This is a genomic window from Flavobacterium sp. 83, from assembly GCF_000744835.1.
Classification (GTDB): Bacteria; Bacteroidota; Bacteroidia; order Flavobacteriales; family Flavobacteriaceae; genus Flavobacterium.
In genome coordinates, this window is sequence record NZ_JQMS01000001.1 from 756,801 (window position 1) to 782,629 (window position 25,829).

General features: G+C 33.7%; 25 protein-coding genes. 4 read left to right on the top strand and 21 right to left on the bottom strand.

Annotation, left to right across the window (positions count from 1 at the left end):
• Positions 1–16 precede the first annotated feature (16 nt).
• Positions 17–1,072, top strand: coding sequence for a nucleoside hydrolase (locus T410_RS03360; protein ID WP_035668711.1), 1,056 nt, complete (start codon positions 17–19; stop codon positions 1,070–1,072).
• Positions 1,073–1,331: 259 nt separating this feature from the next.
• Here the strand turns inward: T410_RS03360 and T410_RS03365 are convergent, their stop codons facing one another.
• A complete protein-coding gene (locus T410_RS03365; RefSeq protein ID WP_035668714.1) occupies positions 1,332–2,204 on the bottom strand; it encodes an AraC family transcriptional regulator in 873 nt (290 codons plus the stop codon).
• Positions 2,205–2,393: 189 nt separating this feature from the next.
• Between T410_RS03365 and T410_RS16405 the strand changes: the two genes are divergently transcribed.
• On the top strand, positions 2,394–2,990 hold the full coding sequence (locus T410_RS16405) for a hypothetical protein (protein ID WP_051929342.1): 597 nt from the start codon (positions 2,394–2,396) through the stop codon (positions 2,988–2,990).
• Between the two features lie 80 nt (positions 2,991–3,070).
• Here T410_RS16405 and T410_RS03375 read toward each other — a convergent pair whose 3' ends face one another.
• On the bottom strand, positions 3,071–4,063 hold the full coding sequence (locus T410_RS03375) for a Gfo/Idh/MocA family protein (protein WP_035668717.1): 993 nt from the start codon (positions 4,061–4,063) through the stop codon (positions 3,071–3,073).
• Between the two features lie 512 nt (positions 4,064–4,575).
• On the opposite strand from T410_RS03375, the gene T410_RS03380 reads away from it, so the two are divergent.
• Entirely contained in the window at positions 4,576–5,286 is a 711-nt protein-coding gene (locus T410_RS03380; RefSeq protein ID WP_035668720.1) for a hypothetical protein, read from the top strand.
• A gap of 81 nt (positions 5,287–5,367) precedes the next feature.
• Here T410_RS03380 and T410_RS03385 read toward each other — a convergent pair whose 3' ends face one another.
• The 17 genes from T410_RS03385 to aspS form a co-directional block, all read right to left on the bottom strand.
• On the bottom strand, positions 5,368–6,084 hold the full coding sequence (locus tag T410_RS03385; RefSeq protein ID WP_035668722.1) for a DsbA family oxidoreductase: 717 nt from the start codon (positions 6,082–6,084) through the stop codon (positions 5,368–5,370).
• 205 nt (positions 6,085–6,289) lie between these two features.
• Positions 6,290–7,660 (bottom strand): NADH-quinone oxidoreductase subunit N, encoded by a 1,371-nt coding sequence (locus T410_RS03390; protein WP_035668723.1) that lies wholly within the window; start codon positions 7,658–7,660, stop codon positions 6,290–6,292.
• A gap of 13 nt (positions 7,661–7,673) precedes the next feature.
• A complete protein-coding gene (locus tag T410_RS03395; RefSeq protein WP_035668724.1) occupies positions 7,674–9,116 on the bottom strand; it encodes a NuoM family protein in 1,443 nt (480 codons plus the stop codon).
• Positions 9,117–9,125: 9 nt separating this feature from the next.
• A complete protein-coding gene (gene nuoL, locus T410_RS03400) occupies positions 9,126–11,021 on the bottom strand; it encodes an NADH-quinone oxidoreductase subunit L (RefSeq protein ID WP_035674033.1) in 1,896 nt (631 codons plus the stop codon).
• Between the two features lie 6 nt (positions 11,022–11,027).
• On the bottom strand, positions 11,028–11,348 hold the full coding sequence (nuoK, locus tag T410_RS03405; RefSeq protein WP_035668725.1) for an NADH-quinone oxidoreductase subunit NuoK: 321 nt from the start codon (positions 11,346–11,348) through the stop codon (positions 11,028–11,030).
• 1 nt (position 11,349) lies between these two features.
• Complete coding sequence (locus T410_RS03410) at positions 11,350–11,889, bottom strand: NADH-quinone oxidoreductase subunit J (protein ID WP_035668726.1); 540 nt, start codon at positions 11,887–11,889, stop codon at positions 11,350–11,352.
• Positions 11,889–12,434 (bottom strand): NADH-quinone oxidoreductase subunit I, encoded by a 546-nt coding sequence (locus T410_RS03415; protein WP_035668729.1) that lies wholly within the window; start codon positions 12,432–12,434, stop codon positions 11,889–11,891. Before T410_RS03415 ends, T410_RS03410 begins: the two co-directional genes overlap by 1 nt.
• A gap of 133 nt (positions 12,435–12,567) precedes the next feature.
• Positions 12,568–13,620 (bottom strand): NADH-quinone oxidoreductase subunit NuoH, encoded by a 1,053-nt coding sequence (nuoH, locus tag T410_RS03420; protein WP_035668731.1) that lies wholly within the window; start codon positions 13,618–13,620, stop codon positions 12,568–12,570.
• Positions 13,613–14,662 carry a 2Fe-2S iron-sulfur cluster-binding protein gene (locus T410_RS03425; RefSeq protein ID WP_035668733.1) on the bottom strand — a complete coding sequence of 350 codons (1,050 nt, stop codon included), beginning with the start codon at positions 14,660–14,662 and terminating at the stop codon, positions 13,613–13,615. Before T410_RS03425 ends, nuoH begins: the two co-directional genes overlap by 8 nt.
• Before the next feature lie 18 nt (positions 14,663–14,680).
• Complete coding sequence (nuoF, locus tag T410_RS03430) at positions 14,681–16,048, bottom strand: NADH-quinone oxidoreductase subunit NuoF (protein WP_035668736.1); 1,368 nt, start codon at positions 16,046–16,048, stop codon at positions 14,681–14,683.
• Position 16,049: 1 nt separating this feature from the next.
• Positions 16,050–16,580 carry an NAD(P)H-dependent oxidoreductase subunit E gene (locus tag T410_RS03435; RefSeq protein ID WP_035668738.1) on the bottom strand — a complete coding sequence of 177 codons (531 nt, stop codon included), beginning with the start codon at positions 16,578–16,580 and terminating at the stop codon, positions 16,050–16,052.
• A gap of 82 nt (positions 16,581–16,662) precedes the next feature.
• A complete protein-coding gene (locus T410_RS03440) occupies positions 16,663–17,901 on the bottom strand; it encodes an NADH-quinone oxidoreductase subunit D (RefSeq protein WP_035668739.1) in 1,239 nt (412 codons plus the stop codon).
• A gap of 35 nt (positions 17,902–17,936) precedes the next feature.
• The gene (locus T410_RS03445; RefSeq protein WP_035668742.1) at positions 17,937–18,458 is read right to left on the bottom strand and encodes an NADH-quinone oxidoreductase subunit C; all 522 of its coding nucleotides are present in this window, start codon (positions 18,456–18,458) and stop codon (positions 17,937–17,939) included.
• A gap of 3 nt (positions 18,459–18,461) precedes the next feature.
• Entirely contained in the window at positions 18,462–19,010 is a 549-nt protein-coding gene (locus T410_RS03450) for an NADH-quinone oxidoreductase subunit B (RefSeq protein WP_035668744.1), read from the bottom strand.
• A gap of 86 nt (positions 19,011–19,096) precedes the next feature.
• Positions 19,097–19,462, bottom strand: coding sequence for an NADH-quinone oxidoreductase subunit A (locus T410_RS03455; protein ID WP_035668746.1), 366 nt, complete (start codon positions 19,460–19,462; stop codon positions 19,097–19,099).
• A 233-nt stretch (positions 19,463–19,695) separates the two neighbouring features.
• Entirely contained in the window at positions 19,696–19,890 is a 195-nt protein-coding gene (locus T410_RS03460) for a cold-shock protein (protein WP_007137066.1), read from the bottom strand.
• Between the two features lie 129 nt (positions 19,891–20,019).
• Positions 20,020–21,768, bottom strand: coding sequence for an aspartate--tRNA ligase (gene aspS / locus T410_RS03465; protein ID WP_035668748.1), 1,749 nt, complete (start codon positions 21,766–21,768; stop codon positions 20,020–20,022).
• 237 nt (positions 21,769–22,005) lie between these two features.
• On the opposite strand from aspS, the gene T410_RS03475 reads away from it, so the two are divergent.
• Positions 22,006–22,371, top strand: a complete 366-nt coding sequence (locus T410_RS03475) for a toxin-antitoxin system YwqK family antitoxin (RefSeq protein ID WP_035668750.1) — start codon at positions 22,006–22,008, stop codon at positions 22,369–22,371.
• Between the two features lie 358 nt (positions 22,372–22,729).
• On the opposite strand, the gene T410_RS03480 is transcribed toward T410_RS03475, so the two are convergent.
• Positions 22,730–24,415: a sodium/sugar symporter gene (locus T410_RS03480; protein ID WP_035668752.1), complete on the bottom strand. Its 1,686-nt coding sequence runs from the start codon at positions 24,413–24,415 to the stop codon at positions 22,730–22,732.
• A gap of 348 nt (positions 24,416–24,763) precedes the next feature.
• Positions 24,764–25,783, bottom strand: coding sequence for a UDP-glucose 4-epimerase GalE (gene galE, locus T410_RS03485; RefSeq protein ID WP_035668753.1), 1,020 nt, complete (start codon positions 25,781–25,783; stop codon positions 24,764–24,766).
• Positions 25,784–25,829: the final 46 nt, after the last annotated feature.

A 25,829-nucleotide genomic window follows, 5' to 3' on the forward strand; every position in this document is an offset into this window, starting at 1 on the left:
TTAAAAACAAACACATATGAAAAATATTTTATTTATAATACTTTCTGTATTGATAAGTGGAAATGTAATGGCTCAAAAGAAAACAAACCAAAAGGTGCCAAAATCATTTGATGAAATTAGGATCAAGCCAAGAATGCGCATAATTATAGACAATGATTTTGGAGGAGATCCTGACGGATTATTCGAGCTTGTCCAACATTTACTTTCTCCTTCAGTAGATATTAGAGGAATAATTGGGTCACATCTTAAACCTGGAGATGGTTTTGATAATTCGACTATTACGGCTGTTAATGCTAAGAATAAAGTTTTAGAACTCTTGAAAATAATGCAATTAGAAAATAATTACAATGTATATCAAGGGTCTAATGAATCGTTAAAAGATTTGAATACACCGCAACAATCAGCAGCAGCATCTTTGATTGTAAAAGAAGCAATGCGAGAAGATACCAAATTGCCATTATATGTGGTTTGTGGTGCCGGACTAACGGATTTAGCAAGTGCCTATTTATTAGAACCAAAAATTGCTGATCGATTAACATTAATATGGATTGGCGGGCCTGAATACTCGGAAATTGCATCTCCACCACCAGGGTATACAAGTTTAGAATATAATTTGGGTATTGATATAAAAGCGGGTCAGGTAATCTTCAATAATTCACAATTACCAATATGGCAAGTTCCTCGTGATGCGTATCGCCAAGTATTATTACCATATTCTTCCTTACTACTTAAGGTTAAAAATCAAGGAAAAATTGGAGATTTCTTAGGCAAGTCTGTCGAGAAAATTATGAGTTACCTAACATCTGTAAATTATCCTATAGGTGAAACATACATATTGGGAGATAGTCCCCTAGTATTATTAACTGCTTTACAATCTTCATTTGAAGCCGATCCTTCTTCAAGTCAATATGTTTTGCACCCTTCACCTTTAATTAATGAACAGGGCCTTTATGAAGTAAATTCAAAAGGACGAAATATCAGGATTTATAAAAAACTGGATGTCGGGCTTTTGATGGACGATTTTTACTCAAAACTAACTCTTTTTCAACAAATAAAAAGTAGTGCCAAATAGGTAATTTTTACAATTATAGGTATGTATTCAAAAAAAGAGAACATTCCCAAACCGATTAAAACTATCGGTTAAACAAATTGAATGAAAAACAGGATACGCTAAAGAATAAAATCTGTAGCAATCTTGTGTGTTTTTTTAAGAGTGTTTTTTACAATGCCTCATAGACATATGGGGCTTTTTTTATTTTTTTAACGTCAAAATTAGTTCTACAATAGAATTGATTAAAATAAAAATGGTAATTATCAAACGTTTTTCCACCCTACTTAAGCACGGAACTAAGTTCCTGACGGTATTGCGAAGCACTTTTACCCGTAAACTCCTTGAATGATTTATTGAAATAGCTGAAATTATTGAAACCACTTTCAAAACAGATTTCAGTAATGCTTATGGGTTTTTCTGCCAGTAGTTTAGAAGCATGGACCAAACGATAATCATTTACAAAATGAGTAAATGTTTTATTGGTAATTTTTTTAAAATACCGACAAAAAGAAGGAACAGTCATGCTTACCAATACAGCCACTTCATCCAGTGTAATATGTTCCTGAAAATTATCTTTCACATAATTAAAAACGGCATTAATACGATCATTATCCTGCATTTGCATTTCCATCCTAAATCCATCAGCATTCAGAACGGTAAATTCATTGGATAATTCCAGATCATTAAGAATGCTTAACATGGTCAGCAACTTTTCAAAATGAGACTGTTTTTCCATAGATTCTATTTTCTTTCCAATATTCTTTTTAGTTTCTCCTTCAAAAGCAATTCCTGCTTTGGCTTGACTAAAAAGATTCCGAATATTTTTCATTTCTGAAATATCAAAAAAATCATTCCCAAGAAAATCCGGTTTCATCTGTATCACCGTTTCATTTTTATTCCCTGTTTCTTCATTAGTAAACCCACAATGAGGCAAATTGCTCCCTATAAGTATTAGGTCTCCATCAGTATAATAGGATATATGGCTCCCTATTTGTCGCTTCCCAGATCCTCCATTTACAAAGACCAATTCGATTTCTGGATGATAATGCCATAAATGTGCCTTACTGTTGGCATTTTCAACATATTGAGAAAAGTAAAAGGAACTCCCGAAGGATGGTGCTATAATTTCAAAGGCAGGCGGTACTATTTTCATCGACTACGTATTTAGAATTAGCACAAAATTACCTAAAACAGACACACAATTATCTTTTTTAACCTTAATCGATTTCGTAAAAGGTAAAATAGCACATAAATTAGAAAATCCTGTACTACTTCATAATGAATCTCTTAGGGTAATTTAGCATCAGATAAATAATCAATTATAAATCTAAACATTTACATTATGAAAAAGATTTTAAAATTTAGTTTAGTCCTAGCCGCAGTAGCATTAACTGCCGTAGAAGCACATGCAGGGAACGCTGATTTCTCATTAGATTTAAAAAAAGACGAAGGAAAAACAGTAAGTTTTACTTTAAGAGAGATCAAGAAAATCGACTTGTCGATTTATGACACCAGTGACAATTTAATTTATCAAGAAAATGTTACTTCGGATGACGATATTAACAGAACATATGATTTAACGGCTTTCCCTGACGGAGTATACTATTTACAAGCTGAAAGCGACCTTAAAATCTCAAAGTATAAAATTGAGGTTGTTGGTAAAGTAGCTAAATTATCTACTGATGCTATTTCTGAAGTTTATAAGCCTTCGTTAACAACTAAAGACGGAATAGTAACCCTAAATATGTTGAACGTTTCTCAAACTCCCGTAACTGTTAAAATTTACAACTTTTCTGATACAGAAGTATATAACGCAACTTTATCTTCTGAATTAAATGTTGGTAAACTATTTGATGTAAGTAACATCGAAGGAGACAGATGCACGTTTGTGATAACTTCTAACGGAAAAACTTTTATAGAAACCGTTGATGCTAAATAGTGATTAAATAAATTGTAGTAATTTGAGAAGGCTGTCTTTTTGGGATAGCCTTTTTTTTTGTTTTGAACTATTTTAAATTGCTAAAGGTTTCCTATCATTTTATCCATAACCCAACTAGTATGGGCACCAGTTAATCCTGTTGAAGGATGTTTACTATTCCCCAGAAGATCTTCCCGCATTTGTTTTACATGATACAACTGAATATTTTCTGGATGTTCAATAAAAAGTTCGGTTTTTCCTTGCTCATTAGAAAGCACTAAAGGCTCATTTTCAAAGACAGAGAATGTAATTTTTCCTTTACTTCCAAAAATTTCAACTTTATCTTCCCGCTCATAACAACCAAAGTTCCAACTTCCAGTTCCAGTGATTCCAGATTCATGAACCCAACAAGCTGTAACGGCATCTTTGGCTGAATACAATCCTTGCTGGTTAAGACTTATACCCGAAACATCTTTTACATTTCCTAAAAGATGAATAAACAAATCCAGTCCATGACTCGCCAAATCATCAAAATATCCCCCAGTAGCAATCACAGAATCAGTTCTCCAATTGTATTCTCCAGATAAATCTTGAGTAGTTGTAGGTTTACTCAAATGCCATCTTATGTGCCTGACAGTTCCAATGCTATCAGCATCCAGCCATGTTTTTATTTGTTCAAAACGAGGAAGTGTACGTCTATAATAGGCAACAAACAAGGGGATATTTTTTTCTTCAAAAGCCTCATAAATGGCGAGACTATCTTGGTAATTTGGCGCCAAAGGTTTTTCGATACAGCAAATTTTCCCGGCTTGAGCAACTTTAAGTCCGTAATATTTATGAGTATCAGGAGGTGTTGCAATGTAAATTGCATCAATTTCTGGATCATTAATTAAGTCATCTCCATTAGTGTAAAATTTATCTATACTATGTCTTTTAGCATAATCGGCAGCTTTATCAGCATCTCTTCGCATCACTGCTTCGATTTTAAAGCCATCTGTTTTCTGGTAAGCAGGACCACTTTTTACTTCAGTAACATTACCACATCCTAATATTCCCCAACGAATTACTTTAACGCTTTCACTCCTGTTAGTCATTTTCGATAGTTTAAAAACTAATACTACTTATAATATCAGTTTATTTCTTTTTTTAAAGCCAATATACACATTACTAATACCTATTTACGAATAAAACAAGCCGTTAACATTAAAGTAAATTTAAATATTTATTGGCAAAGACAAAACATTCATCAAAGTTATTTGGCAACTATTAGAAATAAAAAATGTCTTTTTATTTTAGTCTTTTCATTGCTGTAGTAACTATTATCAGTAATTAAATTATGTGAAAAGCCAAGAAAAAATAGTCTTAAAGCGAAATTACACTTAAAAAAAACTTAAATATTTATTGATTGAAAATATATTATCAATCATCCTTACATCTACAACGTACTGATTTTATACGTTTTAAACATTAAAAAATCATTTAAATTCCATAAGTACAAAACCGTTATTCAAAACTTTGGCACGCTACTTGGATATACCTAATCAAATAAGTAAAAAAGCGTAAGCCGAAAAGCTCGAGAGTAGGCAAAACCCAAATTATATTGATTATGAAAAAAATTACCCTTTTAGTAGCTAGTATCTTCATTATTGGAGGTGGTGTAGCGAATGCAACAGAAAAAACGAATTTTTCTCATGAGAGAAGATCACCTGTTGATTTTAGAAATGCGGATCCAATTGTCTTCACCGAAAGAGGAATCGAATTTTTTGTTTTTCCTGACGGACAATTTGATTTCAATACACGTCCATCAACAAGTAGCGATATGTATTATAAATCAACCCGAACAAGTGCAGTAAACAAAACGTATGGAGCACCTACAAATTTTAGAAACCAAAATTATGGTGTAAAAGTGGAACATGATAATTCTGGTAAAGTAAGACGTATTGGAAATGTATTTATCAACTATGATTCAAATGATAGAATTAAACGAGTTGGTTCCGTATACATGACTTACAACCGTTATGCCTTAGAACAAGTAGGTGGATTGCAAATTATCTACAACCGTCGTGGCCAAATTATTGATATTGTTGGAAGTGTAAAAGGACGTAGAGCAAATGAATACAGCCAAAATAACTATGACAATAATGATCGTGATTATAGAAATAATCAAAATAACGATGACTACGACAATCGTGATATTGGAAACACTCAAAATTCAAATGATCAAGATCAATACTATTACAGAACTAATGGTACAAAAGCTAAAATCGAAGACACTAAAGTAACAGGAAGTTTAGATATTAGAGTAGATAAAAGATAATTAGTTTGTTTAAAATGGTTAGTTAAAAAGTCCCGTTGGTATTCGTATCAACGGGACTTTTGTTTGAAAATATTCTCCGTTTTAGTCACAACCATTGATGTCGCAACTATTCTCGGTTGTTGTATTCAACAAAGTAACTTTAGACTCAAATTTACCTTCTTCCCATACTTTATCTAACGTTTTTAGAAAAGCGGCTGCGGGTTGCGCTCCAGAAATTGCATATTTATTTTCGAAAACAAAAAAGGGAACACCTTGCACGCCTATTGAGTTTGCCGCTGCAATATCTTGCTGTACTTCATTTGCAAAAGCATCAGAATACAACACTTGTTTAATTTCTTCCGCTTCTAGTCCAACTTCAAGCCCTAATTCGGCTAAGGTATTTAAATCGTTAACGTTCTTGCCTTCGGTCAAATACGCTTTAAACAATAGTTCTTCTAAATCATTTGCACGATTGTACTTTTTGGCCAAATGCAACAGTCGATGTGCATTCAATGAATTTGCTAGAACTGCTTTTTCAAAATGAAAATCCAATCCTGCAGTCTTTAAATTTTGAGTCATGTTATCGAGCATATTTTGAGCCCAGTCATTGTCTTTTCTGTATTTTTCTGCCAAATGTTCTACCATATTGTCCTCAGGAGAAGCAATAAAACCAGCGTCTAATTGAAAGCTTTTCCATTCAATTTCAACTGAATCTTTGTGTTCAAAAAGCTCTAGCGCTTCTTCAATCCTTCTTTTTCCTATATAACAAAACGGACACATGATATCCGACCAGATTTGTATTTTTAATGTATTTTCCATCTTCATTTATTTAATTGAAATTCAAAAATTGATTCTATAAGACAAAATTAATCAATTCTGTTTTGAGCATTTTGAGTTTTGGGATTTTATTATAGATACTCGAATAGTAAATATTTATTACAATCAAGGAAACAGGAAGTTCCTGAAACCAAAAAAACCATCAAAATTGCTCTTGATGGTTTTTGTATATTTTTAAAACTTTGGCTTATCCCAATAAATCCAAAACAAAAGACGGAAACAAACCCAATGCGATATTCAAAACAATCGCTATAACGGCAACAGCATAAATAATAACTGGCGTTCCTTTTCTTTCTTCATTTGGTTCTTTAGTATACATCGCCAAAATCAATTTGAAATAGTACCCAACGCTTATGATAGAATTCACAACTGCTACGATTACTAAAGCCAAATAACCTGCTTGAATCGTTTGATTGAACAAAACCAACTTAGCAAAGAATCCAGCAAAAATTGGAATACCAGCCATAGAAAGCAAAGCGGCTGTAAGAATAGCTGCTAACAATGGATTTGTTTTTCCTAAACCGTGAAAATTAACAATATCCTCGTTATCTCTATTTTTGCAAACGTATAAAATCACGCTAAAAGCAGCTATTCCAGATAAAGAATAAGCTGACGCATAATACAATAAACTACCTGCTGAAGTGGACAAACTCAATAAAGTCATCAACATAAAACCAGCATGCGAAATTCCTGAAAAAGCCAACATACGTTTCACGTTTGTTTGTCTTAAGGCCATGATATTACCAACAGTCATGGAAGCCATAGAAATAACAACTACAATAGTTTTAAATGCTTCTGAAATATCAGCATTCATAACGTATAGCAATTTGTATAAAGTAGCCATTGCAACTACTTTTGCCAAAGTACTCATCAACGCTGTTGTCAATGCCGGTGAACCTTCGTAAACATCCGGTGCCCAAAAATGAAAAGGAACTGCAGCAACTTTAAATAACATTCCAATCGTTAACAATACAATCCCTATTGGAAACCAGATTGGCAATTCAGCCGATTGTGATAATTCGCTGATTTCAGTAACGTCAAAACTTCCCATTGCTCCGTAAATTAAACAGATACCAAATAGAATAATTCCTGAAGCAAAAGATCCCATTAAGAAATACTTCATTCCTGCCTCGTTACTTTTTAAATTCATACGGTCACTTGCCGCAAGAATATAAAGCGAAATCGATAATACTTCGATTCCTAAAAAGAACATCGCTAAGTTCCCAAAAGAAACCATTGCCACTGCTCCCGCCAATAAAAATACTTTTATGGCAATAAAATCAGAGATTTTAGATTGATGATTTTCGTAAAAATTATGCCCTAAAGCCACTAAGAAAATAGTAAGCACAATAAACAAAGAAGAAAACACAGTTGAAAATTTACTTACAATAATCATATTGTTATAGTAACTCTGTGTCGAATTAAATTCAGATATGGTTAAACCAAGAACTGCCAATAATCCAATAATCGTTATTGGAACAATGGCTTTCCTTAAATTAAAAATTTCAAATAAAAGGCATAAAACACCTAATCCTATTATAGCTATTAATGTATTCATTTTTTTATTTGACTTAGTTAATTCGGTTTATTTGAGTTAAAATTTCTTCAAGACTTGGTGTGATCAAATCTATAATTGGTTTTGGATACAATCCAAAGAAGAATAGGACAGCAATTACAATTACCAAAGTTATTCCTTCATTGATAGTTACATCAGCAAAAACTTTTGAATTAGTTTCGCCTAACATAGCGTGTTGAAACATTTTCAACATATAATACGCTCCTAAAATTATAGTTAATCCTCCTAAAATGGCAAACCAAATATTAATTTGTGAAAGACTGTATAAAACGGTGAATTCTCCAACAAAGTTAAAAGTAGTTGGCAAAGCAACTGATGCTAAAACCAAAATCAAAAACATGGAGGTAAATTTTGGTGTTTGAGTACGAATACCGCCCATTTCAGCTATGGCTCTGGTTTCGTATCTCCTGAATATAATTTCAGCTACAAAAAACAATCCAACAACTACAAATCCGTGTGCAATCATTTGTAAAACTGCACCACGCAATCCGTCTAATGTCAAAGTGTATGTTCCTGCTGCGATTAAACCAACGTGTGCCAAAGAAGAATACGCTAATAATTTCTTCAAGTCTTTTTGCCTCAAGGCTACAATTGAACCATAAATCACACCTGCGATTCCAAGTCCAATAAAAATATACATGTATTCTTTGGCTGCCAATGGCGCCAATGGCAATTGCCAACGGATAACACTGTACAAACCCATTTTTAGCATAATACCCGACAAAAGCATCGTTCCAACAGTTGGTGCTTTTTGGTACACATTCGCCTGCCAAGTGTGGAAAGGAATCAATGGAATCTTAATAGCATACGCTAAGAAGAAAGCCAAGAATATCCATAATTGTTCAGTTGCAGATAAATTCAATTTGTATAAATCTTCCAATAAAAGACTACCTGCTTTCTGATACATGTAAACAAAAGCCACTAACATAAATAATGAACCTGCCAATGTGTAGATAAAGAATTTAACTACTGCTTTTTTGCGTTCTTCGGTGTCGCCATTACCCCAAATTAATGCGATAAAGTAAATAGGTATCAATGATAATTCCCAGAAAATATAATATAATAACCCGTCAGATGCTAAAAATGTTCCTGCCATTGCAAATGACATAAAAAGAATTAAAGCATAAAACGATTTTGAATTTTTATAGTCATTCCCAAAAGAAGAGAAAATAATAATTGGTGTCAAAACCGTAGTCAACAAAAGCATTGCCAGCGAAAGTCCGTCTGCTTTTAAAGCAAAAGAAATATTAGGTTTTGTAATCCACTGTTTGATGAAACTGATATTTTCACCTAAATTATAGTGATTTAATAACACAATAGAAGCGCCTGCAGCAGCTAACCCAAAGAACAAAGCCACTTTTGAAGCTAGTTTATCGCCTGCAAGAAAAGTTGCAAACGCACCAACCAAAAGTATAATTAATATTAGAGATACATTCATGATATATGATTATTGAGCTAAAAATAAATAAGAAACAATGGCACAAAGCCCTAATACGAAAACAAAAAGATAAAGACCAATGCTTCCATTTTGTATTTTCTTTCCTTGATAACTTATTTCGTTAGTTACTTTTCCGAATCCAAAAACTAAAGCTGATAAAGCCGTTTCAATAGTATCTCTAAAAAAACGAGACAAAATATTAATTGGTTTAACAAAAATAGCGTCATAGAATTCATCAACATAATATTTATTGTATAGTACTTTAGAAAACCCTGTGATTTCAGCATCTTCTGATGGAACTGTATTTTGTTTGATGTATTTTGCATAAGCCAAACCTATCCCTACTAATCCACCTACAACAGCAATAGCCATTAACATATATTCAGTAGAACCTAAATGGTGTTCTGCTTTTGCCAACTCAGGCAAAATAGGAGTTAAATATCCATTCAACCAACTGTTTCCTGGCAAACTGATTAACCCGCCTATCGTTGCCAATATTGCTAAAACAATTAAAGGAAAAGTAATCAAAGAAGGACTTTCATGTAAATGATGCTTTTGTTCAGCAGTTCCTCTGAATTCTTGGAAAAAAGTTAAAAACATCAATCTAAACATATAAAAAGCAGTCATTATCGACGCAACCGAAGCCACAACCCATAATGGAATTGTATGTTCGAAAGCAACTAATAATATTTCGTCTTTAGAGAAAAAACCTGAGAATAATGGAACTCCGGAAATCGCTAATGAAGCAATTAACATCGTGATAAAAGTAATTGGCATCGCTTTTTTCAAACCACCCATTTTACGCATGTCTTGTTCTCCATGTAAAGCGTGAATAACAGAACCAGAACCCAAGAACAAACAAGCTTTGAAAAAAGCGTGTGTGATTACGTGGAAAACAGCCACTTCATAAGCCCCTAAACCTAAAGCCAAAAACATTAATCCCAATTGAGAAACAGTTGAATAAGCCAAGACTTTTTTAATATCATTTTGAACCAAACCAATTGTTGCAGCAACTAAAGCTGTAACTGCTCCAACAATCGCAATAATATCATTTACCAAATGCATACTCGGCAAATCAAGACTGTATAAAAAGTTTAATCTGGTAATCATAAAAATACCTGCTGTAACCATTGTCGCCGCGTGAATTAATGCAGATACAGGAGTTGGACCTGCCATCGCATCCGGCAACCAAGTATATAATGGTATTTGTGCTGATTTACCACAAGCTCCAATAAATAGAGCAAAAGTGGCAACACCAATCCAATAGCTATTCAAGTTGGTAGCTGTTGCAATTGCAGTTTTTAATGTAGCAAAATCTAATGTCGAAAATAAGCTTCCGAGGATGAAAATTCCAACTAATAAACCTAAATCTCCAATTCGGTTCATGATGAATGCTTTCTTTGCTGCATCATTGAAATCTTGGTTTTTATGCCAAAATCCAATTAACAAATACGAACAAAGACCTACACCTTCCCATCCAATAAACATTACTAATAAGTTACTTCCTATTACTAAAGTGATCATGAAGAATATAAACAGATTCAAATACGCAAAGAACTTGTGCATATTTTCATCATCGTGCATGTAACTGATAGAGTACAAATGAATCAAAGATCCAATCCCGGTTACAAAAAGCAACCATAAAATGGATAATTGGTCCAATTGAAATCCAAAATCAACTTTGAAATTACTGATTTGAATCCAGTCAAAAAGAGCAATATGAATCCCCTCAGGTTGTGCTGAAATTCCACTGAAGAAATAAGCGGTAGCAATAAAAGAAATTACTACTGAAAATGTCCCTATTATTCCTGAAAGCGATTTTCCAAGGCTTTTGCCAAAGAAAACATTGATTAAAAATCCTAAAAAAGGAGCAAGAACTAAAACTAAAGCTATATTGGTATTCATTTCCATTTATCCTTTTAAGTTTTTTAAATTATCGATAGTAATAGAGCCTAAGTTTCTAAATATTGAAACTAAAATGGCCAAACCTACCGCAACTTCTGCAGCTGCAACAGCCATCGAGAAAAACACAAAAACTTGTCCTTGGGCATCTTGATGATAGGTAGAAAATGCTACAAACAATAAGTTTACTGCATTCAGCATTATTTCAATTGACATAAATACGATAATGGCATTTCGTCTGTATAGCACTCCAAAAACGCCAATACAAAAAAGTATTACGCAAAGGAATATATAATTTTCTATACCTATTTGATTTAAAATATTGTTCATCTTATTTTTGCAGTTTTTCTTTTTTAGACAATAAAACAGTCCCAATCATAGCAACCAAAAGTAATATGGAAGCAAATTCAAAAGGAACCATATATTCGTTTAGTAATATTCTACCTAATACTTTTATAGACTGAAAATCTTCACCAGTAGCAACGTATTCTCCAACAATTGGTTTTGAGTTTATAAAAATCAAAATAAGAACGATGCATATCAAACAAAAAGAAACAATAGCGCCTAATCTGGTAATCCTTGGTCTATGGACTTCATGTTGTTCATTCAAATTCATCAACATAATGGTGAATAAAAATAAAATCATAATAGCTCCAGAGTAAACAATAATGTGAACAATTGCTAAAAACTGTGCATTCAATAATAAATAATGTCCTGCAACCGAAAAGAAACAAATCACTAGATAAATAGCACTGTGAATCGGGTTTCTACTAAAAATTGTCAAAAATGCAGTGGCTAATGTAATAATAGATAAAACACAAAAAATGATTTGTATTGGTGTGGCATTAGCTAAATCAGGTATATGTATCATTAATTAGCGTTTTTAAGTTGAGCATTTTTCATTGCCATTTCTAAAGGCATGACCAGTTTGTCTTTTCCAAAGATAAAATCTTCTCTTTCATAACTAGAAGGAACCAATACTTTTGAAGTCGTCAGATAAATTGCATCTTTTGGACAAGCCTCTTCACATAATCCACAAAAAATACAACGTAACATATTGATCTGGTAAATCGACGCATATTTCTCTTCTCTGTACAAATGCTTTTCATCCGCTTTGCGCTCCTCTGCCTTCATCGTGATTGCTTCTGCAGGACAAGACAACGCACACAAACCACAAGCTGTACAATTCTCACGTCCTTCCTCATCACGTTTCAACATGTGTTGACCACGATAAACTGGACTCATTTCTCGTACTTGCTCTGGATATTGAATCGTCACTTTCCTACTAAACAAGTGCTTAATTGTAATAATCAAACCTTTGACTATAGCAATGAGATACATTCTTTCAAAAAAAGTCATCTCTTTATTAGAGACCATTTTTTTTCTTCCCGATAAGGATATACTTTCTATTGACATTTTTTATTTTTATTTGAAGCTTAATCCTGCTATTCGTTTCAATCTTTTATCCTGAACTTGTTTCAGGATCCTGAAACAAGTTCAGGATAAAAGGATTTCCACTGCTATCAGGGCTAGGGCTTTTCGGTACTAATTAAAATCCTAAATAAGTTGCAATTTCACTTCTCAAAATTACAATACCAGTAATCATAATATTGATGATTGATAATGGAATTAATATTCTCCAACCCAAATGCATCAATTGATCGTATCTGAATCTTGGGATAGTCCATCGAACCCACATGTAGAAAAATATGAATCCACACAATTTGATAAACAAAGCACCAAATCCTATAATATTGGCAATATTTACACCCCAATTTTCAACAACCCAACTCATTCCCGGATAATTATACCCACCAAAGAATAAAACCGCCAAAATCGTAGAGGAAATAAACATATTAGCATATTCAGCAAATAAATAAAATCCCATTTTCATCGATGAATATTCCGTATGATATCCACCAATCAATTCACTTTCACATTCCGCTAAGTCAAAAGGAGTTCTGTTCGTTTCTGCAAAAGCACAAATTAAAAATATAATAAAAGATAATGGTTGGTAAAATACATTCCAATTCATTCCTGCTTGTTGTGCTGAAATTTCTCTTAAACTCAACGTTCCGGTCATCATCAACAAAGCAATCATCGAAAGTCCCATCGCAACTTCATAAGACACCATTTGCGAAGCGGCACGAACAGCACCCATCAAAGAGAACTTATTATTAGATGCCCAACCACCAATCATGATTCCGTAAACACCTACTGATACAACTCCAAAAAAGTATAACAATCCAATGTTTAAATCAGTTGCCTGCAATAAAATATCTCTTCCAAATAAATGCAGCCTGTCTCCCCAAGGAATTACGGCACTCGTCATTAATGCGGTACTCATTGCGATTGCAGGACCTACAAAAAACAAAAATCTGTTTGGTGTATTGGGTTCAAATTCTTCTTTAGAGAATAATTTTAAACCATCGGCAAGCGGTTGAAATAATCCAAAAGGACCGGCTCTGTTTGGTCCAACACGATCTTGAAGCCAAGCGGCAACTTTTCGTTCTGCCCAAGTGGAATACATTGCCATCAACATTGTCAAAGCAAAAACTGCAACAATAATGACACTTTTTTCTATGATAATAGTACTATCCATTATTACCCAAGCTTTTTTGATTTATAATATCTTCTTCGGTCAATGGAATTTCGGCCATGCTTATTTTCTTACGGTCTTCCTCTCTACCTAGAAGAATATGCTCTTCGGTAGCGATTTCAACTTTCTCTAATTTTCTGTTGTATTTATTTTGGTTGATAACCGAATCTTTTTCGAATGCTCTCGGTCCTTCAATTGTCCAATCTGAAATTTCTTTGTGATCAAAACGACATCCATTACAAATAAATTCATCTACTTCATGGTACTCATCTTTTCTTCCGGTAACACGCTGGATTTCGTCACCAAACATCCAAACTGTAGTTTTTCCAGAACAAGTAGGGCAATTTCTGTGTGCATTATAAGGCTTGCTGAACCAAACTCTAGATTTGAATCTAAAAGTTTTATCAGTTAAAGCTCCTACAGGGCATACGTCAATCATGTTTCCAGAGAACTCATTGTCGATTGCTTTAGAAATACAAGTCGAAATATTAGAATGATCTCCTCTATCCATTACACCGTGCACGCGATCATCAGTCAATTGATCAGCAACCATTACGCAACGGTAGCAAAGGATACAACGATTCATGTGTAATTGAATATTATCACCAATGTTTTCTGGCTCAAAAGTTCTTTTTTCTTCGATAAAACGAGTTTCTGATTTCCCGTGTTCAAAGCTTAAATTTTGCAAATCACATTCACCAGCTTGGTCACAAACAGGACAATCTAATGGGTGATTGATTAATAAAAACTCCGTTACTGATTTTCTGGCTTCGGTTACTCTCTCAGAAGATTTGCTGTTCACTTCCATTCCGTCCATACAACCGGTTACACAAGAAGCCATTAATTTTGGCATTGGTCTTGGGTCGGCTTCACTTCCTTTTGCAACTTCCACTAAACAACAACGGCATTTTCCACCGCTTCCTTTTAGTTTAGAATAATAGCACATCGCAGGGGGAACTACTTCTCCACCTATCATACGTGCTGCTTGTAGGATTGTTGTTCCTGGTTCTACTTCTATTGACTGTCCGTCTATTGTTACTTTCATTTTCTGAAATTCTTGACTTTATACGATTACTTTAGAAACTAAATGCTTTACCTTTTCAAAAGGTTCAGCAACAAAATGATCTCTATTTTTTATTTTTTCCGGGAAACGAATATGGTATTCAAACTCATCTCTAAAATGACGAATAGCAGCTGCTACTGGCCAAGCTGCTGCGTCACCTAATGGACAAATTGTGTTTCCTTCAATTTTACTTTGAATGCTCAACAACAAATCAATATCTTCTTCACGACCATGACCATTTTCTATTCGGTGCAATACTTTTTCCATCCAGCCTGTACCTTCACGACAAGGCGAACATTGTCCACAACTTTCATGGTGATAAAAACGAGAGAAATTCCAAGTATTACGAACAATGCAAGAAGTATCATTGTAAACAATAAATCCACCCGATCCTAACATAGAACCAGTTGCAAATCCACCGTCACTTAACGATTCGTATGACATCAAACGATCTTCGCCAGCGGCAGTTTTATAAATTAAATGTGCTGGTAAAACGGGAACAGAACTTCCTCCCGGTACAAAAGCTTTTAAAGGCCTGTCAGAACTCATTCCGCCTAAATATTCATCTGAATTCATGAATTCGTAAACACTTAAACCCAATTCAATTTCATAAACACCAGGATTTTTAATATGTCCTGAAGCCGAAATTAATTTGGTTCCTGTAGAACGTCCGATACCAATTTTAGCATATTCCGCACCTGTATTATTGATAATCCAAGGCACAGCGGCAATTGTTTCCACGTTATTTACAACCGTTGGATTTGCCCAAAGTCCTGAAATAGCAGGAAATGGTGGTTTAATACGAGGATTTCCTCTTTTTCCTTCCAATGATTCAATCAATGCAGTTTCTTCACCACAAATGTAAGCTCCGGCACCACAATGAACGTATAAATCCAAGTCATAACCAGAACCTAATATATTTTTTCCCAAAAAACCAGCAGCTTTTGCTTCGTTAATTGCCTTTTCTAATATTTTATAAACCCACATATACTCTCCACGAATGTAGATGTAAGAAAGGTTGGCACCCAAAGCATAACTGGAAGTAATCATTCCTTCAATCAATAAATGAGGAATAAATTCCATCAAATAACGGTCTTTGAAAGTTCCCGGCTCTGATTCATCCGCATTACAAACTAAATGTCTTGGTTTTCCTGATTTTTTATCAATAAAACTCCATTTCATTCCTGCTGGGAAACCTGCTCCACCACGACCACGTAATCCTGAAGTTTTCACTTCTTCAACAACTTCGTCTGGCGTTAATGTTTTTAGGGCTTTTTCAACTGAAGCGTAACCACCGTTTTGACGGTATACTTCATAAGTTTTAATTCCTGGAATATTTATTTTGTCTAATAATATTTTTTGTGACATATTATTTATCGTGTAATATTATTGTATCGTTTTTGCAATCTTCAATTAACTGGTCGATTTTTGCTGCCGTCAAATGTTCTTTGTAAAAATCGCCTAATTGCATCATTGGAGCGTAACCACAAGCACCTAAACATTCAACTCCTCTCACTTCAAAAAGACCGTCTGGAGTAGGCTCACCCACTTTTACACCTAATTTTTCACAGGTATAATCCATTAAATCTTCCACTCCATTCAAACAACATGGTGAAGTTTGACAAAATTCGAACATGTATTTTCCAATTGGTCTTTGGTTGTACATCGTATAAAACGACACTACTTCGTAAACTTCAATGGGTTTGATCAAAAGGATTTCGGCTACTTTATTCATTAATTCAATACTCAACCAATTCTCGTGAGCATCTTGAACTTCATGCAAAACAGGCAATAATGCCGATTTTCTTTTGTCTTCAGGATAATGACCGATTAATTCATTGATGCGGGACATCAATGCTTCGGTCATATTTATTTCTTGTTTGTGATACGTACGTTCCATTTTTTATTATTTCAAATTTTGAATTATAAATTTTTAATATTTTGAACAATTTATAATTTACAATTCATCATTTATAATTTTATTATGCGTCTAATTCTCCGGCAATAACATTTAAACTTGATAAAATAACAATTGCATCCGATAGTAATGAACCTTTAATCATTTCTGGATACGCTTGATAATAAATAAAACAAGGTCTGCGGAAATGCAATCTATAAGGCGTTCTGCTTCCATCAGTTACTAAATAAAACCCTAGTTCTCCATTACCACCTTCTACTGGATGATATATTTCGGCAACTGGAACAGGAACTTCACCCATTACAATTTTGAAATGATAAATTAACGATTCCATATTATGGTAAACATCTTCTTTTGGAGGAAGGTAATAATCCGGAACATCCGCATGGAAATCATTGCCTTCTGGCATTTTTGCTAAAGCTTGACGAATGATACTCAAACTTTCCCAAACTTCGGCATTACGAACACAAAAACGGTCATACGTATCACCCGACTTTCCAACAGGAATAATAAAATCAAAATCTTCGTAAGAAGAGTACGGTTGCGCTACACGAACATCATAATCAACACCTGCAGCACGCAAATTTGGACCTGTAAACCCATAAGCCATAGCTTGTTCAGCCGTTATAGCTCCAACATTTACAGTTCTGTCAATAAAAATTCTATTTCTTTCGAATAAGTTTTCAAATTCTTTCCAAGCTGCTGGAAAGTCTTGTAAAAACACATCTAATTTTCTAAAAGCTTCTGCTGACCAATCTCTTTCGAAACCACCAATTCTTCCCATATTAGTAGTCAAACGAGCACCACAAATTTCTTCGTAGATTTCGTACACTTTTTCTCTAAATTGAAAAACATATAAAAATCCGGTATAGGCTCCGGTATCAACACCCAGAATCGAGTTACAGATAATATGATCCGTAATTCTCGCCAACTCCATTACAATAACTCTTAAATATTGCGCTCTTTTAGGAACTTCAATATCTAACAATTTTTCTAATGTCATCCACCAACCCATATTGTTTATAGGTGATGAACAGTAGTTCATTCTATCAGTAAGAGGGGTGATTTGGTAAAAAGGACGATTTTCAGCAATTTTTTCGAAAGCTCTGTGAATGTAACCAATGGTTGGTTCCGCTTCCAGAATACGTTCTCCATCCATCAACAAAATATTTTGAAAAATACCATGTGTCGCTGGGTGAGTAGGCCCTAAATTCAAAATCGAAAGCTCACTTCCGTCTTCATTTAATTGGGCTGCAATTCTTTTAGCATAGCGATGCTCTGGTGGTAATAATAGTTCTGACATTTATTTAATGTGAAAAATTATAATAGTGTGTGTTTTTAATAATTGTCGGTTGTTCTTCCAAAGAAACGATCATCTTTATCCGTTCTTCCGCTATCTTCCATAGGAAATTCTTTTCGCATTGGAAAAGAAATCATTTCATCCATATTCAAAATACGTTTTAATTGTGGATGACCAATGAAGTTTATGCCAAAAAAATCATATGTTTCTCTTTCCATCCAATTTGAACTTAAGAAAATATTAGATATCGTTTTTATTTCTGGATTTTCACCGTTGATAAAAGCTTTGATTTTAATTCTTTTGTTTTCGTACCAGTTGTGCAAATGATAAACCACTGCAAATTGATGATCAACATCATTGTCAGGATAGTGAATCCCACACAAGTCAGTTAAAAAATGAAAACGTAATGTTGGATCATTTTTCAAAAAAAGAATCACCGCCGTAATTTTATCAGCAGCGACTTCAAATGAAAATATATCTTTTTCCTGCTTGAATTCAAAAACAGCCGAATCAAATGTTTCAACTAATTTTTCTTGGATTTGTATTGTTTCTAGCGCCATTATTTATTTGATATTATAAGAAGCCAATAATTCTTGGTATTCTGGAGAACTCCTTCTTCTTACAGATTCATTCCTTACTAATTCCTGCAATTTCATAACACCATCAACAATTTGTTCTGGTCTTGGCGGACAACCTGGAACATAAACATCAACTGGAATCACTTTGTCAATTCCTTGCAAAACAGAATAGGTATCAAAAATCCCACCTGAACAAGCACAAGCTCCAACAGCGATAACCCAACGAGGTTCTGACATTTGTTCGTAAACCTGACGTAAGATTGGCGCCATTTTTTTGGAAATTGTTCCCATTACCATAAGCATATCCGCTTGACGAGGAGAAAAACTCACTCGTTCCGAACCAAAACGTGCCAAATCATAATGCGAAGCCATTGTAGCCATAAATTCAATCCCACAACAAGAAGTTGCAAATGGTAAAGGCCATAATGAATTAGCACGAGCCATTCCCACAACATCATTCAGTTTTGTAGCGAAGAAACCTTCCCCAACAACACCTTCAGGTGGCTCAACCATATTTATTTTAGAATCGCTCATTTTTTATTATTTTGAATTATAAACTTTGAATTATAAATTACTATGAAATCATATAAAATTTAGAATTCAACATTTAAAATAAATCGTTATTCCCACTCTAGTGCTTTCTTTTTGATAATGTAGAAAAAACCTACCAAAAGCAAAAGCATAAAAATTACCATTTTCACCATTCCTTCCATTCCCAATTCTTTGAAATTGATTGCCCATGGGTAAAGAAAAATTACCTCAACATCAAACAAAACAAATAATATAGCAACGAGAAAGTATTTAACCGAAAACGGAATTCTTGCGTTACCTACTGATTCAATACCGCATTCGAAGTTTTTATCTTTAATTTCAGAATTACGTTTTGGACCTAATTTCCCAGAAACAAGTATTGTTCCAACTACAAAACCTACAGCTAAAACAAACTGCATTAAAATAGGAATATAATTTAATTGATCGGACTGCATAAGTATGTTTTTTTCGTGCAAAAATAAGCCACAAAGATAGGTTTCAAGGAATTAAAACACAAGCTAAAAACTGAAATTAATCTCTATGAAAATATGATTTTGTTGTAATTTTTAATGATTATAAATAACCCATGTTTATAATAACCTTATTTCACAATAGCGCAAAAAAAAACGTTCCGAATAATCGGAACGTTTTAAACATTCGTAGGCAAAAAAAATTAATTTTTTTATGCTTAGATTACTGCTACTTTCGCAGCAACTTTTCCTTTTCTTCCTTCTTCTTCTTCATAACTAACTCTGTCACCTTCGCGTAATTCTTCCGCGTTGATTCCTGATGCATGAACAAAAATGTCTTTTCCTGTTTCTTCGTCTGTAATGAATCCGTAACCTTTAGATTCATTGAAAAATTTAACTGTACCTGTACGCATTGTAATAGTAATAATAATTTATAATGGAGCAAATGTAATATTTAATATAATACGAAAGACATTCTTCGCTTTTTATTTTGTAAAAATATTGATATTCAACGTTTTCAAACAAATTTTAACGTTAAACTACTATAAGTTTATTTTTATATGGAGCTCTTTTAACTGTGATTCGTCAATTGTAGACGGAGCATCAATCATAACATCTCTTCCAGAATTATTTTTTGGAAAAGCAATAAAGTCTCGGATAGTTTCCTGTCCACCAAGAATCGCAACTAACCTATCCAATCCAAAAGCCAAACCTCCGTGTGGCGGTGCACCAAACTGAAATGCATCCATCAGAAATCCAAATTGCGCTTTCGCTTCTTCTTCCGTGAAACCTAAATATTTAAACATTAATTGTTGTGTAGCTTTATCGTGAATACGAATTGAACCTCCTCCAATTTCATTTCCATTTAAAACCATATCATACGCATTAGCACGAACTTTTCCTGGATTGGTTTCCAATAAGTGCATGTCTTCTGGCTTAGGAGAGGTAAAAGGATGATGCATGGCATGGTAACGACCGCTTTCTTCATCAAATTCCAATAATGGAAAATCAACAACCCAAAGTGGCGCAAATTCAGCTGGATTTCTCAATCCTAATCGCGTCGCTAATTCCATGCGTAAAGCACTTAATTGAGAACGGGTTTTATCAGCAGGTCCCGAAAGTACAAAAATCATATCTCCTGGTTGTGCCCCTGTTGTTTTTGCCCAATTGCTTAAATCAGCTTGGTCATAGAATTTATCCACGGATGATTTATAAGTTCCGTCTTCGTTACATTTTACATATACCATTCCTGAAGCACCAACTTGAGGGCGTTTTACCCAGTCAATTAATCCATCAATTTCCTTACGAGTATAGTTTCCAACTCCGGGAACGGCAATTCCAACTACTAATTCTGCTGCATTAAAAACTGGAAATTCTTTACTTTTAGCGACTTCATTTAATTCACCAAATTCCATTCCGAAACGAATGTCGGGTTTGTCATTACCATATGTTTTCATGGCATGCTCATAGGTCATTCTAGGAAATTTTTCTACTTCGATGCCTTTTATTTCTTTTAGCAAATGTCTCGTCAATCCTTCAAAAATATTCAAAATATCTTCTTGCTCCACGAAAGCCATTTCGCAATCGATTTGTGTAAATTCAGGCTGTCTATCAGCACGCAAATCTTCATCACGGAAACATTTCACGATTTGGAAATATTTATCCATTCCACCCACCATCAATAACTGCTTAAATGTTTGAGGTGATTGTGGCAATGCATAAAATTGTCCTTCATTCATTCGAGAAGGAACTACAAAATCTCTGGCTCCCTCTGGAGTAGATTTAATCAAATAAGGAGTTTCTACTTCACAAAAATCCAAGTCAGAAAGATACTTACGTACTTCCATCGCTACTTTATGACGGAAAAGCAAACTGTTTTTCACAGGATTTCTTCTTATATCAAGGTAACGGTATTTCATTCGGATGTCTTCTCCACCATCTGTTTCGTCTTCAATTGTGAAAGGTGGTGTCAACGAAGCATTAAGAATCTTCAGTTCAGTAACTAAAATTTCTATCTCTCCTGTTGCTATGTTTTTATTCTTCGCTTCACGCTCAATAACAGTTCCTTTCACCTGAATTACAAATTCACGACCCAATGTTTTTGCTAATTCGAAAACTGTTTTATCAGAACGGCCTTCATCAAAAATTAATTGCGTGATTCCATAACGATCGCGTAAATCGACCCAATTCATAAATCCTTTATCACGTGATTTTTGCACCCAACCGGCAAGTGTAACTTCTGTATTAATATGCGAGGCGTTTAATTCGCCACAATTATGACTTCTATACATGATCCAAATTTTAGATTATTTCATCTGTTTGCGCTTTTGGCGCTGGGTGCAAATTTAGGACTAATTATGAATAATGAATTGAGAATAATGAATTTTTACGGTATTGTTTTTAATCTCAAATTATTTTCCAATGTTAAGCTTTTGTCTAATGTTACTAAATTGTTATCAAAAAGTTTTTTTAATGTAAACTATTAGTTAATTTTGATAAAGAAATATAAAATATTAAAAACTCGAGATATGAAAAAATGTATTATTTTAATCGCAATATTATTCACAGGAATGATTTTTGCACAAGAATCAAAACCAGTTTTAGAGCCTTTTGGCAAAAAAGTTAAAGCAACTTACTTCTTTGAAAACGGTCAAGTGCAGCAGGAAGGTTTTTTTGAAAACGGAAAATTAGAAGGGATTTGGGTATCTTATGATGAAAAAGGAAATAAAACTTCATCCGGTGAATATCAAAATGGCATTAAAACAGGAAAGTGGTTTTTTTGGTCTGAAAAAAGCGATAATGGCTTCAACAATTTAAGCGAAGTTGACTATTCTAACAATAGAATAGCTTCGATAAAAAACTGGAAGCAAGAAGCATTAGCTAATAGAAACTAACTGTCAACTCTTTTAAACTTATAAAAAAGCTTTCGCCTAAAAAACGAAAGCTTTTTTGTTTATTTTAATAAAAAAACAATCCTTCAATTCAGTGACTTAAAAAAACATTTACAAACTAATATGTATTCTTTTAGTCTAATGAATAATAAAAACAGTTTTTATTAAAGGATAAAGACTCTACAATTTGTTTAGATAAAAAAAAGTAATCGACAGCAATAAAAATTATTTTTTCATCATTCTTCCCGTTATAAAATACCTCCTTAAAACAAAAAACCCTTTACTTAAGAACAGTCAACTATCTACTGACTAATCTTAAATAAAGGGCTTTGTTTTGAATTACTTTACGAATCAAATAATATTACCAGAACTTCACGTATAAAGCAAAAATAACTAATAGTGTTATTACGATCAATACGGTTGTTTGTGGTTTTACCTTAAACATTTCTGTATCTAATTCAAATGCTTTTGGATTTACTTTTGGCCCAGCAAAACTGATGGCAATCATTAGAATCATAGTAAATGCAAAAGACAATCCCATACAAATATGGAATGGGATTTCGAATCCGCCTTTACCATTAGCAAAAGCTGTGTATAACAACGTTTCATTTCCGAATAAAGCAGGTGCAAATTCATTGAATAAAACAGACAATAAGAAACCTGAAATCACACCCACAATAGCAGCTGTTCCAGTTGTTCTTTTCCAAAACATCCCAAGGAAGAACATTGCAAATACCCCTGGACTAATAAAACCTGTATATTTTTGAATGTAAGTGAAACCACCCACTCCACCAATACCTAATAAGTCATTCCAAGTAAACATAACTGCAAGAAGCATTGCTGCAAAAACGGCATATCTACCTATGTTAACTTGAGCTCTATCTGTAGCATTTTTTTGAATGTATTTTTTATGCACGTCCAAAGTATAAATAGTCGAGATACTATTGACTTTACCGGCTAATGAAGCCACAATAGCTGCAGTTAAAGCTGCAACTGACAACCCTTTTAAACCTGTAGGCAAAAATGTTAACATTGCAGAATACGCACCATCTTTCCCTCCAACTAATTGTGGTAAATGTCCGTTTTCATATAAAACATAAGCTGCAATACCTGGCAACATAACAATTAATGGCATTAATAATTTTAGCATTCCAGCAAATAAAATACCGGTACGGGCAGTTTGCAAATCAGCACCCAAAGCTCTTTGTGTAATATATTGATTACAACCCCAATAATTAAGATTTATAATCCAAATACCTGCTAAATAAGACATCATTCCAGGAAAAGTAAGATACTTGTTGATTTCCAATTGAGAAGATGTAGCTGTAGGTTTTGGAATAATCATTTTGAAATGCTCCGGTGCTTTTTCCATTAGTACTTTGAAACCAGCAATTGCATCATCGCCAAAACCAAAATAATGTCCAACGGTAGTCAAAGCTATATAAGAAGTAACTAATCCTCCGATGATTAAAACCGCAACCTGAATCACATCAGTATAGGCCACCACTTTCATTCCTCCTAAAGAAATCAGCAATGCAAAAAGAGCTAAACCAATCATAATAACGTGTAGGTATTCCCCACCAGCCAGACCATTAATGGCAACAGCTCCTAAATATAAAATAGAAGTTAAGTTTACAAAAACATATAAAAATAGCCAAAAAACAGCCATAATTAATGCTGTAGATTCATTATATCTCGTTTTCAAAAACTGAGGCATGGTATAAATCTTGTTTTTCAAATAAACAGGAATAAACCAAACAGCAACAATAATTAAAGCAATAGCAGCAATCCACTCGTAAGCAGCAACAGCAACTCCTAAAAAGAATCCTTCTCCACTCATTCCAATAAATTGTTCTGCCGAAATATTAGAAGCGATCAATGAAGCACCAATAGCCCACCAAGTAAGCGTTCCTTCTGCAAGAAAATAAGCTTTTGCATCGTGTTCGTTTTTTTCACGTTTGCGATAAATGGTATATCCATAGGTGGATACCACTATAAAATAGATAATAAATACTGCGTAATCCGCAAAAGCAAGGTTCTGGTTCATGAGTAAATGGTTTTTTAGAAATTAATATAAATGAATGCGACTTGTACTATTTTTTTATTGTTAAGTGAACTGTTTTCAGTTTTAACACCAAACATATCTTATAATTTGGTTAAAAATATGCAATTCTATTACAAAATTTAAGTATAAAATATGATATGTATTTAAATTATATTGTTATTTTAAGAATTACGAAAGTCAAAAGTAAAATAAAAATATTTATTTACATCATTTATAAATGTATTTTTTACATTTATTGTTTTTATGCAAGCTAAATACTTAAAAAAGTGTTGTTATTGAATGCTACTTTTATTTTTTAATTCATTTCACTGACTTGTAATACTAATTATTTTAGTTAGCCTTTCTGATTTTCTGTTCCCATTTCCAAGCACTTGCCATCCCTTCTTCAAGAGTTGACATTGTTTTCCAGCCAAGAATATTATTCGCCTTATCTGTATTGGCATAAGCCGAAATCACATCACCCTCTCTTCTATCAACAATCTTGTAAGGTAATTTTTGTCCACTTACTTTTTCGAAAGCTGCAATTACTTCCAAAACAGAGCTTCCTGTTCCTGTTCCCAAATTGAAAGTTTCCATTTTAGATACATTTTTTTTGTTTGCTAATCGCTGCAAAGCGACAACATGGGCTTTCGCCAAATCAACAACATGAATATAATCCCGAACACAAGTCCCGTCAGGTGTTGGATAATCATCCCCATAAACAGATAATTCTTTCCTCAATCCAACTCCCGTTTGGGTGATAAAAGGCACTAAATTTTGTGGAGTTCCTATAGGTAATTCGCCTATTTCTGTTGATGGATGAGCGCCAATAGGATTAAAATAACGCAATAAAATTGCATTTATCCCGCTTACTTTTGTAACATCTGTAATGATTTCTTCACCAATTTGTTTGGTATTTCCATAAGGAGACATTGCTGGTTTAACTGAGGCACTTTCATTAATAGGCATCGTTTCGGCTTGACCATAAACCGTACAAGATGAGCTGAAAATAAAATGAGACTCCTGTTTTTGTTGCAATTCCTGAAGCAAATAAATCAGGGTATTAATATTATTTTCATAATATAATAACGGGTTTCCTACACTTTCTCCAACTGCTTTGGAAGCTGCAAAATGAATTACACCCGAAACATCAGAATGTCTATTAAAAAAATCCTGAACTGATGCTTTCTCTCTCAAATCCAGCTTTTCAAAAACAGGAGTTTTACCAGTTATAGCAACTATTCCTTTTAAAACTTCTTCAGAGGAATTAGAAAGGTTATCAATAATTATCACTTCAAAACCTTCATTTTGCAATTCAACTACAGTATGCGAACCAATAAATCCCAATCCGCCGGTAACTACTATTTTCATAATGTATTTTTTAAACTATTTAAAAACAGTAAAAAATTAGAAGATA